The 12676-nt window shown below is 60.4% G+C and carries 13 protein-coding genes; 7 read left to right on the top strand and 6 right to left on the bottom strand.

The window, feature by feature from the left end; genetic code table 11:
* The first annotated feature begins 2 nt into the window (after window positions 1–2).
* From ftsE to B9G99_RS02875, 4 genes are all read left to right on the top strand, one after another.
* Window positions 3–671, top strand: coding sequence for a cell division ATP-binding protein FtsE (gene ftsE, locus B9G99_RS02890; protein WP_086623246.1), 669 nt, complete (start codon window positions 3–5; stop codon window positions 669–671).
* Window positions 668–1663 (top strand): permease-like cell division protein FtsX, encoded by a 996-nt coding sequence (ftsX, locus tag B9G99_RS02885; RefSeq protein WP_086620675.1) that lies wholly within the window; start codon window positions 668–670, stop codon window positions 1661–1663. Before ftsE ends, ftsX begins: the two co-directional genes overlap by 4 nt.
* A 113-nt stretch (window positions 1664–1776) precedes the next feature.
* A complete protein-coding gene (gene rpoH / locus B9G99_RS02880; RefSeq protein ID WP_086620674.1) occupies window positions 1777–2649 on the top strand; it encodes an RNA polymerase sigma factor RpoH in 873 nt (290 codons plus the stop codon).
* 182 nt (window positions 2650–2831) lie between these two features.
* A complete protein-coding gene (locus B9G99_RS02875; RefSeq protein ID WP_086620673.1) occupies window positions 2832–4424 on the top strand; it encodes a putative bifunctional diguanylate cyclase/phosphodiesterase in 1593 nt (530 codons plus the stop codon).
* Here the strand turns inward: B9G99_RS02875 and slmA are convergent.
* The 5 genes from slmA to coaBC form a co-directional block, all read right to left on the bottom strand.
* Complete coding sequence (gene slmA / locus B9G99_RS02870; protein WP_086623245.1) at window positions 4339–4935, bottom strand: nucleoid occlusion factor SlmA; 597 nt, start codon at window positions 4933–4935, stop codon at window positions 4339–4341. The two genes, B9G99_RS02875 and slmA, sit on opposite strands and share 86 nt — an antisense overlap.
* 85 nt (window positions 4936–5020) lie before the next feature.
* Window positions 5021–5935, bottom strand: coding sequence for an acetylglutamate kinase (gene argB, locus B9G99_RS02865; protein ID WP_086620672.1), 915 nt, complete (start codon window positions 5933–5935; stop codon window positions 5021–5023).
* A gap of 120 nt (window positions 5936–6055) precedes the next feature.
* Window positions 6056–7438 carry a phosphomannomutase/phosphoglucomutase gene (locus B9G99_RS02860; protein ID WP_086620671.1) on the bottom strand — a complete coding sequence of 461 codons (1383 nt, stop codon included), beginning with the start codon at window positions 7436–7438 and terminating at the stop codon, window positions 6056–6058.
* A gap of 28 nt (window positions 7439–7466) precedes the next feature.
* Complete coding sequence (dut, locus tag B9G99_RS02855; protein WP_086620670.1) at window positions 7467–7952, bottom strand: dUTP diphosphatase; 486 nt, start codon at window positions 7950–7952, stop codon at window positions 7467–7469.
* Window positions 7949–9310: a bifunctional phosphopantothenoylcysteine decarboxylase/phosphopantothenate--cysteine ligase CoaBC gene (gene coaBC / locus B9G99_RS02850; protein ID WP_086620669.1), complete on the bottom strand. Its 1362-nt coding sequence runs from the start codon at window positions 9308–9310 to the stop codon at window positions 7949–7951. Before coaBC ends, dut begins: the two co-directional genes overlap by 4 nt.
* A 121-nt stretch (window positions 9311–9431) precedes the next feature.
* Here coaBC and B9G99_RS02845 point away from each other — a divergent pair, with 121 nt between their 5' ends.
* Entirely contained in the window at window positions 9432–10313 is an 882-nt protein-coding gene (locus B9G99_RS02845; protein ID WP_158521429.1) for a 5'-nucleotidase, lipoprotein e(P4) family, read from the top strand.
* 44 nt (window positions 10314–10357) lie between these two features.
* Here the strand turns inward: B9G99_RS02845 and B9G99_RS02840 are convergent, their stop codons facing one another.
* Window positions 10358–11371, bottom strand: coding sequence for a zinc-dependent alcohol dehydrogenase family protein (locus B9G99_RS02840; RefSeq protein ID WP_086620667.1), 1014 nt, complete (start codon window positions 11369–11371; stop codon window positions 10358–10360).
* Window positions 11372–11510: 139 nt separating this feature from the next.
* On the opposite strand from B9G99_RS02840, the gene radC reads away from it, so the two are divergent.
* Window positions 11511–12185 carry a RadC family protein gene (gene radC, locus B9G99_RS02835; RefSeq protein WP_086620666.1) on the top strand — a complete coding sequence of 225 codons (675 nt, stop codon included), beginning with the start codon at window positions 11511–11513 and terminating at the stop codon, window positions 12183–12185.
* A 202-nt stretch (window positions 12186–12387) separates the two neighbouring features.
* Window positions 12388–12624, top strand: coding sequence for a 50S ribosomal protein L28 (gene rpmB, locus B9G99_RS02830; RefSeq protein ID WP_086620665.1), 237 nt, complete (start codon window positions 12388–12390; stop codon window positions 12622–12624).
* Window positions 12625–12676: the final 52 nt, after the last annotated feature.

Below are 12676 nucleotides of genomic sequence, written 5' to 3'. Positions count from 1 at the left end.
CCATGATCGAGTTTGCGCATGTCGGCAAGCGCTATGGCGGTCGTTTCGAAGCGCTGGCCGATCTCAATTTCACCGTCCAGCGTGGTGAAATGGTGTTTCTCACCGGTCACTCCGGTGCCGGGAAAAGTTCGGTCCTGCGCCTTCTCATGGCGCTGGAGCGGCCTTCCCGGGGCCGTATAGTCGTGGCCGGTCATGACATCACCAGCCTTCACATTTCACAGATTCCCTTCTATCGGCGCCAGATCGGGGTGGTGTATCAAAACCACCAGCTGCTCTTTGATCGCAGCGTGTTTGATAACGTGGCCCTGCCGTTGGTCATTCAGGGCGCCACGCCTCAGGATGCTCGCCGCCGGGTCCATGCGGCGCTGGACAAGATCGGGCTTTTGCATCGCGAAAAGGCCCTGCCGATCGAGCTTTCAGGCGGTGAGCAGCAGCGTGTCGGCATTGCCCGCGCGGTGGTGACCAAGCCGGCCATGCTGCTGGCCGATGAGCCTACGGGCAACCTGGATCCGCAGCTGTCGGCCGATATCATGCGCCTTTTTGAAGACTTCAATCGCATTGGCACGACCGTCTTGCTGGCCAGTCACGATCTGGCACTGATTGCGCGGCTCAGGCATCGAGTGCTCAAGCTGCGTGACGGTCGATTGATCGGTGACGAGGAGGCTGCATGAGCCAGACACCACGCCGCCCTGCTCCGGGGGGGGACAAACCGCGTCGAGGGGCGCGTTCCCACCAGATCACTTTTGAAAGCCGCTCGCGCGCCTGGCGTCGCCATCATGAACAGATGGCCGTCGACAGCCTGCATCGGCTGCGACGTCGTCCGCTGTCGAGTTTCATGACCATGATGGCGATTGCCATTGCGATGGTGCTGCCGGCCAGTCTCTGGCTGGCACTGGGCAGCGCGCAGCTGCTGGACAGCAATCTGGATGACAGCGCTCGCATGACGCTTTATCTGAACCCGGCGCTGTCGGAGTCTCAGGCCATGGATGTGACCGATCGGGTACGTCAGGATCCCGACATCGCTTCGACCGAGCTGATTACGGCCGCTGCCGGGCTTGAGAGCTTTCAGCAGCGTCTGGGGATGACCGATGCTCTGGCCATGATCGATGATAATCCGCTGCCGGCAACCATTCTGGTACAGCCGCGCTCGCGTGACCCGGAGGCCGCCCGGGCACTGGCCGAGCGACTCGGAAAACTCGATGGTGTGGCTGATGCGCGTCTGGATATGGCCTGGCTTGAGCGCCTGCGCCAGCTCGGTGAGCTGGGGCGCCGTATCGTGATGGCCTTCGGCGCTCTATTCGCACTGGGCGTGTTGCTGGTCGTGGGCAATACCATTCGACTGGCCGTCGAAAGCCGACGTCAGGAGATCGAGGTCGTGACCCTGATCGGTGCGACGCATGCCTTCGTGCGACGCCCCTTTCTTTATGTGGGGGTCTGGTACGGGCTTGGCGGCGGCATTCTGGCCCTGATCCTTTTGACGCTGGGCAGAGGGTGGCTGTCGGCGCCCATCGACATGCTGGCTTCCGGTTTCGGCAGTCATTTTACCCTGCCGGGCATCGGGCTGGGTGGATCGGTTTTATTGCTGATCTGTAGTACCATGTTGGGACTTATAGGCGCATGGCTTGCCGTCAGTCGCCATCTGGCAGAGATCAGCCCGCGTTGAAGCCGTGAACACAACGGGCCGATAAAAGCCGTTATGCGCGAAACAAAGCACCTTTACCATGGTCTATAATGGTAGATAATTACCAGTCAGGGACCAGGGGAGACCGTTTAAACATGAGTACCAGTCTTCAGCCTATCGGTCATCTTTCGCCGGGCAATGACCTGAACGGCTACATTCAGGCCGTCAACCGTATTCCCGTACTGACGGTGGATGAGGAGCGAGACCTCGCCACACGTCTGCACACCGACAGTGACATTGAAGCTGCCCGTCGTCTTGTCATGTCGCATCTTCGTTTCGTGGTACACATTGCTCGCAGCTATTCCGGTTATGGTCTGCCGCAGGCGGATCTGATTCAGGAAGGCAACGTCGGTCTGATGAAGGCCGTCAAGCGTTTTGACCCGGCTCAGGGCGTACGGCTGGTGTCTTTCGCCGTGCACTGGATCAAGGCCGAGATCCACGAATTCGTGCTGCGTAACTGGCGCATCGTCAAGGTGGCGACCACCAAGGCGCAGCGCAAGCTGTTTTTCAATCTGCGCAGCGCCAAGAAGCGCCTGTCATGGTTGAACAACGACGAAGTGGATGCCATCGCCCAGGATCTGGACGTCAAGCCCGAAGCAGTGCGTGAGATGGAAGGTCGTCTATCCGCCTTTGATGCCGGTTTTGACCCGGCCCCCGGCAGCGAGGATGACGAGCAGAGCTACCAGTCTCCGTCGCAGTATCTGGAAGATGGCCGCTCTGATCCGGCACTGTCGCTCGAAGAGTCCGACTGGCAGGATCGTTCGTCGCAGCAACTGCGTGACGCACTGGCCCGGCTTGACGATCGTTCACGCGATATTCTTCAGCGTCGCTGGCTCGCCGAACAGAAGTCCACGCTGCATGAACTGGCGGATACCTATGGCGTGTCTGCCGAGCGCATCCGTCAGCTTGAAAAAAACGCCATGAAAAAACTCAAACAGGCGATCGGCGAATCTGCTGAAGTGGCCTGATCAGAACACTTTAGATCTCATACTAAAGATTGTTTTTGGCGCAAAAGTTGACCCCGGGCTCCCAAGACCCGGGGTTTTGCTTTACGGTACGTTTCATGAAAAAAAATGATGACCAATATTATTCATTACTTGTTTTTATGGTTATCGGATGATTTTTCTGTTGCTGCTCCGAGCGCTGACCGATGTCTATCTCCGCACTTTTGCGTCAATCAAGGCTGATGGCACCCCAGAAAGTGCCTCCGCTACTGTGTACGCTCTATCGTCTGGTATTTGCTCTGTTGCTGACCGCGCTGTGTCTGCTCTGGTGGCAAAAACATATGGACGACCACACGCTGGCCATGGGGCTGCTGCTGTGGTTGTGCTGTTTTTTTCAGGGCAGGGAGCTGTTGTCGAAGGGCTATGAGCGATATTGCCTGAAACAGGGCGGATCGGATGATAGCGATGACTGCGGCAGCAGGCTTTCCGGCATCATGTACCGCTATTGCCATGATGAGCAGCGCTATTGCTATCTGAGCAGTGCCGTCAATACGACCGTATCAATGCCGCAACTTCAGGGTCGCTGTCTGTCCTGCAGCACCTTTGATGCCATGGTGCATCCCGACGATCGGCAATCACTGAAGTGTGCTCGACATATTGCCCTGCAGCGAGGATATTTCGAGCACACCTATCGTCTGGTTCAGGGCACGTCCGAGCAGAGAGTGCTGGACCGTGGCGTGATTCTGCGCCGTGATGGAAAAACCGAGTGTCATGGGTTTCTGATCGACATCAGCCGGCACGAGGGGAGCTGCGTGTGGCCCGACGAGCAAGAGTGCTCAATGCCCGGCGGTGCCATTTCTTCACAAAATGTCATCTCTTCGAAAAACGATGCCTGCGCCTGGCCGGCGCTGTTCATTGCCGGTGAGGATGCGCGTGTAGCGTCTCTGCCTGATTCGAAAGCGTTGTATCAGGCAATGAGGGACGAACAGCTGCGGCTGGTCTATCAGCCTCAGGTGCAGGGTGGCGATCAGAAAATCGCCGGTTTTGAAGTGCTGCTGAGGTGGCATCATCCCGACCACGGTGACATTCCTCCCTCGACCTTTATTCCCATGGCCGAATCGGCGGAGCTCATGCCAGCGCTGGGTAACTGGGTCATTGACAGGGTATGCCGACAGATCCGCCGCTGGCGTTCTCAGGGATATCAGGTGCCGGTCGTGGCCATCAATGTCTCCGTACTTCAGCTTGATCGGGCGCTTTTGTCGCATGTGGCAACGGTGCTGGAGCGTTACGGTCTTGAGGGCGCCTGTCTGGAGTTCGAGATTACCGAAAGCCGGATGATGCAGAATTTTGACGAGTGCGTACACGTGATCTCAAAACTGCGTCAGCAGGGTATCCGGATATCGCTGGACGACTTCGGGACCGGCTACTCATCACTGGACAAGCTGGCGTTGCTGCCACTGGACCGTCTCAAGCTGGACAAGAGTTTCGTCATCGCCCTGCCCGATAACAGTCGTGGTTACCATGTGATCGAGGCCATCGTGCGGCTGGCACATTCACTTCAGCTGACGGTTGTGGCAGAGGGCGTTGAAACGCGCTGGCAGCAGTATCTGCTCAACGAGCTTGGCTGCGAGATCCTCCAGGGCTACCTGTTCGGTGCCGGCGTCGAGGCTGATACGGCCATCAGATATCTGAAGGCGCATCGGTCGGACAGTTCTACTCTTGCGTCGTCAGATGGGCGCTCAAAAGCTGCCACTGATCGTCCCAGTGACTCTGGGGCGCGCGACGAAAGCCGCTTCTGACGTATTGACCAATTCGCCCCTCGGCAACGGCCATGAGCAGGTTGGCCAGTGCCGATACCCCGATGGCCGGACGATACCCCTGTTCAATTTCACCGGTGCGCAGCACCTGCTTGAGCTGGGTCTCAAGACGCTCAAAGAGCTGCGCCACGCGGGCCTGCAGCCGTTCATGTTCACCGGTGAGTGCCTCGCCGGTCATGATGCGACAAAGCCCGGGGTTTCTATCAGCAAAGATCAACAGCAGCGTCAAAATGCGCTGGCAGCGGTCACTGACGTCGCCGGGTTCATTGACGATCAATGTAACGCGCTCAAAAAGCGTCTGTTCGATGTACTCGATCAGCGCCTCGTACATGCGCGTCTTGCTGGGAAAGTGCCGGTAAAGCGCGGCTTCTGACACGCCCACCTCGCGAGCCAGTGCGGCCGTCGTGATGCGCTGGCCACGCCCCTGCTCCAGCATGCGCGCCAGTGCCTGCAGGATCTGGTCGCGACGTGAAAGTTTCTGTTCCCTTGTCATGGCCATCTTTTTTATCTGCCTGCGAGGGTGCCCGGGACGGCCTCGGGCACCCGTGAATGTGGTCATGTCCGTACAACACGATACCTCAGGACGAGGGGGTGCCTGCCTGGTCGGTAATCAGCGTGCCCACGCCCGAGCGGGTAAAGATTTCCAAAAGGATGGCGTGTTCCACGCGCCCATCCACGATGACGGAGCTGTTGACGCCGTTTTTGACCGCTTCCAGTGCGCAGCGAATCTTGGGCAGCATGCCGCCATAGATGACGCCGTCCTCGATCAGCTGATCGACCTGTTCGGTGGTCAGGCCGGTCATGACCTCGCCCTGCTGATTCATGAGCCCGGCCACGTTGGTCAGCAGCATGAGTTTCTCGGCACCAAGTGCCTCGGCCACGCGCCCCGCGACCAGATCAGCATTGATGTTGTAGGAGTTCCCCTCGGCGTCCACGCCGATGGGCGCGATCACCGGAATATAGTCGGCTTCCGAGAGCATCTCGATCAGGTCGGTCGAGATGTGCTCGACTTCGCCGACATGACCGATGTCGATGATTTCAGACGCCGTCATGTCGGCACGCTTGCGCTGCACGGACAGCTTGCGGGCGCGAATCTGGGCGTTGTCCTTGCCGGTCAGGCCGATCGCCTTGCCGCCGGCGCCGTTGATCAGGTTGACGATGCTCTTGTTGACGAGCCCGCCGAGCACCATCTCGACCACATCCATGGTTTCCGAGTCGGTCACCCGCATGCCGTCCACAAAGCGGGATTCGATATTGAGACGCTCCAGCAACTGACCGATCTGGGGGCCGCCGCCGTGTACCACGATCGGGTTGAGGCCGACTTCCTTGAGCAGCACCACGTCACGCGCAAAGGAGTGAATCAGGTTGTCTTCGGTCATGGCGTTGCCGCCATACTTGATCACGACGGTCTTGCCTGAAAAGCGCTGAATATAGGGCAGCGCCTCGGACAGGATTTCAACGACCTGGCGCGGATTGTATTCGCTGTCATGCATGTTGCAAAACGCTCCTGTAAAAGAAAAAAGGGCGGGACGGTCCAGCGTTCAGCCTTCATCAAGAGGGTTGAGATATCACGGGCCTGCGATGCGTTTGCAGGCCCGTAAGGCACCGGTTCCCTAAAAGGTTGGCGTGATGTCGGGGGCAACGGCCAAAAGCGCCTGACGGAAGCGGTCCTGAACGCGCTCAAGCGCTTCGCGGGACTTGCCTTCAAAGCGAAACACCAGCATGGGCGTGGTGTTGGAGGCGCGACACAGCCCCCAGCTGTCCGGGTAGTCGACACGGATGCCATCAAGCGTGGTTCGGGTCGCCTGTTCGCCAAAATCGGTGTCCCTGATGAAGCGCTCAACAATCTCGAACTTGTTGTCATCGGTGACGGGCACGTTGATTTCGGCGGTGCTTTCGTCCTGTGGGAAGCGGCTGAAGTATTGATCGGCATCACCGGGCTGGCGCGACAGGATCTCAAGCAGGCGAGCGGCAGCGTAAATGCCATCGTCGAAGCCGTACCAGCGCTCTTCAAAAAAGATGTGTCCGCTCATCTCGCCGGCCAGCGCCGCGCCGGTTTCCTTCATGCGCTTTTTGATCAGCGAATGGCCGGTGTACCACATCTCGGGCGTGCCGCCGGCGTCCTCGATGATCGGGACCAGATTGCCGGTGCTCTTGATGTCGAAAATGATCCGCGCCCCGGGCTCGCGCTCCAGCAGGTCGCTGGCAAAGGCCATCAGCAGGCGGTCGGGATAGATGATCTCACCAGAAGGGGTGACCACGCCGACCCGATCACCGTCGCCGTCAAAGGCAAGGCCGATATCGGCACCGGTCTCGCGGACCTTCGCGATCAGATCCTTCAGATTTTCGAACTTGCCCGGGTCCGGGTGATGATTGGGGAACCGGCCGTCGATCTCTTCAAAAAGCGGCGTGACGCGGGCGCCCAGGCGGCGGATCAGTTCCGGTCCCAGTTCACCGGTCACACCGTTGCCGCAGTCCACCACGGCGTGCAGCGGCCGGTCGAGTGCGACATCGTCGAGGATGCGCGCCAGATAGGTCTCGCGCAGGTCATGCTCGCGGCAGCGACCCTCACCATGTGAGAGCTCATCATTCTCGATGCGACGGTAGAGTGCGGTAATGTCATCACGCGACAGGGCGTGGCCGCCCAGCACGATCTTGAAGCCGTTGTAGTTCGAGGGGTTATGGCTGCCGGTCACGGCCACCCCGGAGGTGACGCCCTCCAGTACGTGGGTGGCAAAATAGAGCGTGGGCGTGGGGACCATACCGATATCCACCACGTCGCAGCCGGCCGCGCACAGACCCTCGATCAGGGCTTTCGACAGCATGGGGCCAGAAAGCCGGCCGTCACGGCCGACGGCCACGCCCCGTTCACCGCGGGCGAGCGCTTCACTGCCGATGGCATGACCGATCAGACGCGCAGTATCAACGTTAAGCTGTTCGTCGACCACGCCACGGATGTCATAGGCACGAAAGATGGCAGCACTTACCTGTGTCATGCAAAGACTCCTGTCCTTTAAACCAGCGTCAGTGTCGTCCCGAGTGGCCGAAGCCGCCGGCGCCACGAATGGTGTCGTCATCATCGCCGGGCGTGAACTCGTCGACGACTTCCAGTTCGGCCTGGATGACCGGCACCAGCACGTACTGGGCGATGCGTTCGAAAGGCTCGAGCGTGACGTGCTCCTGCCCGCGGTTCCAGATCGAGATCATCAGCTCGCCCTGATAGTCGGCATCGATCAGGCCAACCAGATTGCCCAGTACAATGCCGCGTTTATGGCCCAGTCCCGAGCGTGGCAGGATCATGCCGGCCCAGGCCGGATTGGCAATATGCACGGCCAGACCCGTGCGGACCAGCTCGCAGTCGCCGGGTGCCAGCGTCAGCGGCGCGTCCAGCAGGGCGCGCAGGTCCATGCCGGCACTGCCGCGGGTGGCGTAGTGGGGCAGAGGGTATTCGCGCACCCGGTCATCGAGAATTCGGACCTGCAGGCGCGGCCGGTCGGAAGAGGCAGTCATGAGCAGACAGGGCTCCGCATTGATTGATGCCCGCAGTAAAGGGGCAGCATGTAATCGATAATGGCGCGCGCCAGATCCTGCTTGGCACGCGGTGACAGTGTATGCGACGTGGCCGGGTTGTCCGGCTGGTCGGGATCGAGATGATACAGCACGGCGGCGTTGTCATCGGCCCCGAAACCCAGCCCCGGTGCCGCCACGTCGTTGGCGACAATCAGGTCCAGACGCTTGCGTACCAGCTTGTCGTGGGCATGGCGGGCAAGCTCGCGGGTTTCGGCGGCAAAGCCGACCGTAAAGGGTGGGCTCTGGCGATGGGTGACGGCGGCGATAATGTCCGGATTTTCGATCAGGTTCAGGGCCAGGCCCGTACTGCCGGAGACCTTCTTGAGCTTGTGCTCGGCCACTTCTGCCAGACGATAGTCTGCCACTGCGGCACAGCCGATGAAGATATCGCAGTCGGCAAGCGCTGCGTCGACGGCCTCAAGCATCTCCACGGCGCTGACAACATCCACGCGTGTGATGTTCTCGGGCGTGGCAAGTGTCACCGGGCCACTGATCAGGGTGACGCGCGCGCCCTGATCGCGCGCCGCGCAGGCCAGTGCAAAGCCCATCTTCCCCGAGCTGTGGTTGGAGAGATAGCGCACCGGGTCGATGGCCTCGCGGGTGGGCCCGGCCGTAATCACCACGTGCTGCCCGGCCAGCGCCCGGGATGCCGGGATGGCCTCGGCAGCCATGAAGGCATCCGGTGTAGGAGAGTGATTGTCATGTTCGGGCATGGCGTCCAGTGGCAGCGTGCCAGGCGCAGGTGAATGACCGGACAGCGCGGCTTCGAGCGCTTCGACGATGTCTTCCGGCTCCAGCATGCGCCCGCCGCCAACATCGCCACAGGCCTGCTCACCGGCATCCGGTCCGAGCTGTTGCCAGCCGAAGGTCTTGAGCGTTTCGGCGTTACGCTGGCTGGCAGGGTGTGACCACATGGCCTGATTCATGGCCGGTGCCAGCAGACAGCGAGCCCGGGTGGCCAGACACAGCGTCGTGAGCAGGTCATCGGCCATACCGGCGGCCAGGCGCGCCATCACATCGGCCGTGGCGGGCGCGATCAGGACGATATCGGCCCATTTGGCCAACTCGATATGACCCATGCCGGCCTCGGCCTGTGGATCAAGCAAGGAGGTGCGTACTTCTTCACCGGTCAGGGCCTGCAGGGTCAGCGGCGTGATAAAGGCCTGTGCGCCCTCGGTCATCACCACGCGAACGCTGGCCCCGGCCTTTTTCAAAAGCCTCGCCAGTACGGCACTCTTGTAGGCCGCGATGCCGGCACTGATGCCTAAAACGATGCGTTGACCAGCCAGTCGTGACATGCGGGGCTCCATGAGCATAACGAAAATCGATGGGATGCTACCTTACCACTGCGTGCCTGGCGTGCGTAGCATCCGCCATGGCGCAAACAACCACAACGATATGCTTTCGAGGAACATTGTCATGCCGTCAAACCCGACCCGCCCGCGTGCCCTTTTGCGTCGTCATCGTCTGGCTCCGAGCCTCTCGGCGCTGGCGCTCGGTGTCGCGCTGAGTGGCTGCGCCAGTCAGGATCAGCCGGTATCGCCGTCTTACAATAACGAGGCGCTCAATGAGCAGCTGGTGATGGCCACGGCCTGGATGCAAAGCGCCGCTGAATACCGGGCGCTTTCCTACCAGGCTTTCAACGTGGCGCGTCTGAGGCTGGATCAGGCGCTTGAGGGTCGTAGACCCGGCGACAGACCGCTGGCGGTCATCGTCGACTGTGACGAGGCCGTCATCGATAACACGCCCTTTGAAGCCTGGCTGATCGGCCGCGATGAGCGTTATTCAAGCGCCAACTGGAATGCCTGGGTCGAAGACGCCCAGGCACGTGCGCTGCCCGGCGCTCAGGCCTTTCTTGATTATGCGCGCTCACGCGGGGTCGAGGTGTTCTACGTGACCAATCGCGATGAGCGCGGCCTGGCAGCCACCATGAAAAACCTGAAACAGCTCGACTTCCCGTGGGTCGATAAGCAGCACATGATGCTGCGTACCGATACCAGCGACAAGCAGCCGCGCCGTGAGACGGTCATGGCCACACATGATGTGGCGCTGCTGGTAGGGGATAATCTGGCCGATTTTGACAGCCGCTACGATGCCGATGAGGTCGCCACGCGTAATGCGCAGGTCATTCAGGATCGCGCGCACTTTGGCGAGCGCTATATCGTGCTGCCCAATCCGACCTATGGCGGCTGGGAGGCGGCACTTTACGAAGGCGACTACTCGCTGTCACCGCAGGAGAAGGACCAGAAACGGCGTGCCGCGCTACGCACCTGGTCCGGGCCGGAGCAGCAGGTGCCATAAATAAGAAAGGCCGGGCGTGGTCGCCCGGCCTGGCAGGTGTTGTCCTAATCGAGGGTGATTACCACCTTGCCCAGATGCTGCTGGCTTTCGAGGTGTTCAAAGGCGGCGCGAGCGTCATCGAAGGCAAAGGTGCGATCGATGACCGGTTTGATTTTGTGCTGGGTGATGGCGCGATTCATCTGTTCGAACATCTCCCGCGACCCCACAAAGATCCCTCGCATCAGGACGCTCTTTCGCATGATGGCAGTCGGGTTGATCTCGCCCCCGGTCAGAACGCCGATCAGATTGACCTGACCGCCGAGACGGGCGGAGTCGATCGAGCGGGGCAGGGTGCCGGCACCGCCGACCTCCACCACATAATCCACGCCGCGCCCATCGGTAAGGCGCTGAACCTCGTCCTGCCACTCGGGCGTCTGGCGGTAGTTGATGGTGTCGTCGGCGCCGAGTTCACGCACACGAGCAAGCTTGTCATCGCTCGAGGAGGTCTGGATGGCATGGGCACCAGCGGCGCGAGCGAACTGCAGGCCGAACATCGAGACGCCGCCGGTACCCAGCAGCAGCACGCTATCGCCCGCCTTGAGCGGCGATTTTCCGGCATACAGCGCATTCCAAGCCGTGACGGCGGCGCAGGGCAGGGTAGCGCCTTCCTCATATGAGAGATGTTCCGGCAGGGCGACCAGACCCTGTTGATCGAAGAGGACGTATTCGCTGAGCACGCCATCCACGGCGCCGCCCAGTGCCGAGCCGGGATGGCTGTCGTTGACCTCGCCACCCAGCCAGTTCTGCATGAAGATGCCGGCGACGCGGTCGCCGACGTCAAAACGGGTGACACCCTCACCAAGCTCGACGACTTCCCCGGCACCGTCGGAGAGCGGCACACGATCAGGCGCCACGCCACCTCGGCCGTAGCGGCCTGTCACGATCATCAGGTCGCGATAGTTCAATGACGCCGCGCGCATCCGTACCAGTACCTGGCCTCGTGCCGGGCGGGGCGTGTCGCGCTCGGTAAGGGTCAGGTCGCTGATCGCACCGGTTTTGGGCAGGGTATAAAGCCGCATCGTAAGCCTCCTTAAAATTAAACAGATAACAGACCAAGCGTAGCGGGAGGGTGAAACATGGCAAAAGACAGTGTGGTTTCAGTTTCTGGCATGAGCGCCGTTAACCTTTAATCAGTATATTCTGTTAAAAGGGGCAGGCGTGGGTATCAGTCACTGGCCGGAAGGCGAACGACCGCGGGAGAAGCTGATTCATCTGGGCCCGCAGGCGTTATCGGATGCCGAGCTGCTGGCGATTTTTCTGCGGGTGGGCGTCAAGGGGCGCTCGGCGGTGGATCTGGCGAGGGATCTTTTGAGCGAGTTTGACGGGCTGCGGCCACTGCTGGAGGCCGACCGCGGTACCTTTTGCCGTGCTCATGGGCTGGGTGATGCCAAGTACGTACAGTTGCAGGCCGCGCTTGAACTCTCGCGTCGTCATCTGGAAACGCTGTTGATGCGTGGCGATGCGCTCAATTCACCCGCCATGGTGCGTCGCTTTTTGAGTGCTCATCTGCGTGATCTCGGGCATGAAGTGTTCGCTGCACTCTTTCTGGACAGTCAGCACCGGGTACTGCGCTTTGAAAAGCTGTTTACCGGAACGCTGGACGCCGCTGCCGTCTACCCACGTGAGGTCGCAAGACGTGCGCTGGCGCTCAATGCCGGGGCCATTATCTTCGCGCATAATCATCCCTCCGGGGTTGCCGAGCCCAGTGATGCCGATCGCCGTATCACCACGCGTCTGGTCGAGGCGCTGGGACTTTTTGACATTCGGGTGCTGGATCATTTCGTGGTGGGTGATGGTGAGGTGACTTCCTTTGCCGAGCGGGGCTGGCTTTAGGGCCAATACCGGCGTAATGGCAATAATATCAAGGTGTGCTTGCCGATCAGGGGGTACTCTGGTATAAAGTACGCCCTTTGACTTTCTGCGGGTTATGAACAGGGGGCAGGGAGGCGTATCGCCTGCCACTTCTCACCGGTTTGCCCGAATACTTAATAGACACTCATGTGGGGCCCATTCGGGCTCACGGCTGGAGGCTTCCATGTCACAAGTCTGTCAGGTTACCGGCAAGCGTCCGGTGACTGGTAACAACGTTTCCCACTCTCAGCGCAAGACGCGTCGTCGTTTCGTTCCGAACCTGCACACGCACCGGTTCTGGGTCGAGTCCGAAAAGCGCTTTGTCCGTCTGCGTCTGTCCTCCAAGGGCATGCGCATCATCGACAAGAAAGGCATCGAAGTGGTCCTCAAGGATCTGCGTGCAAATGGCCTGAGCGTCTGAGACGACGGTTCGTGATTACACCTCAAGCGTCGTGTGCGCTTGAATGCGGAGA

It is taken from the genome of Kushneria konosiri, from assembly GCF_002155145.1.
Taxonomy (GTDB): Bacteria; Pseudomonadota; Gammaproteobacteria; order Pseudomonadales; family Halomonadaceae; genus Kushneria; species Kushneria konosiri.
The sequence above is the reverse complement of the archived record's forward strand: the minus strand, read 5'-3'. Positions and strand labels throughout refer to the sequence as shown.

Bases quoted from the DNA above. Each gene is read 5' to 3' on its own strand.
- dut (WP_086620670.1), bottom strand. From the start codon at position 7,952: ATGACTGCCTCTTCCGACCGGCCGCGCCTGCAGGTCCGAATTCTCGAT.
- argB (WP_086620672.1), bottom strand. From the start codon at position 5,935: ATGCATGACAGCGAATACAATCCGCGCCAGGTCGTTGAAATCCTGTCC.
- ftsE (WP_086623246.1), top strand. From the start codon at position 3: ATGATCGAGTTTGCGCATGTCGGCAAGCGCTATGGCGGTCGTTTCGAA.
- B9G99_RS02845 (WP_158521429.1), top strand. From the start codon at position 9,432: ATGCCGTCAAACCCGACCCGCCCGCGTGCCCTTTTGCGTCGTCATCGT.
- B9G99_RS02860 (WP_086620671.1), bottom strand. From the start codon at position 7,438: ATGACACAGGTAAGTGCTGCCATCTTTCGTGCCTATGACATCCGTGGC.
- ftsX (WP_086620675.1), top strand. From the start codon at position 668: ATGAGCCAGACACCACGCCGCCCTGCTCCGGGGGGGGACAAACCGCGT.
- B9G99_RS02840 (WP_086620667.1), bottom strand. From the start codon at position 11,371: ATGCGGCTTTATACCCTGCCCAAAACCGGTGCGATCAGCGACCTGACC.
- B9G99_RS02875 (WP_086620673.1), top strand. From the start codon at position 2,832: ATGTCTATCTCCGCACTTTTGCGTCAATCAAGGCTGATGGCACCCCAG.
- rpoH (WP_086620674.1), top strand. From the start codon at position 1,777: ATGAGTACCAGTCTTCAGCCTATCGGTCATCTTTCGCCGGGCAATGAC.
- rpmB (WP_086620665.1), top strand. From the start codon at position 12,388: ATGTCACAAGTCTGTCAGGTTACCGGCAAGCGTCCGGTGACTGGTAAC.
- coaBC (WP_086620669.1), bottom strand. From the start codon at position 9,310: ATGTCACGACTGGCTGGTCAACGCATCGTTTTAGGCATCAGTGCCGGC.
- slmA (WP_086623245.1), bottom strand. From the start codon at position 4,935: ATGACAAGGGAACAGAAACTTTCACGTCGCGACCAGATCCTGCAGGCA.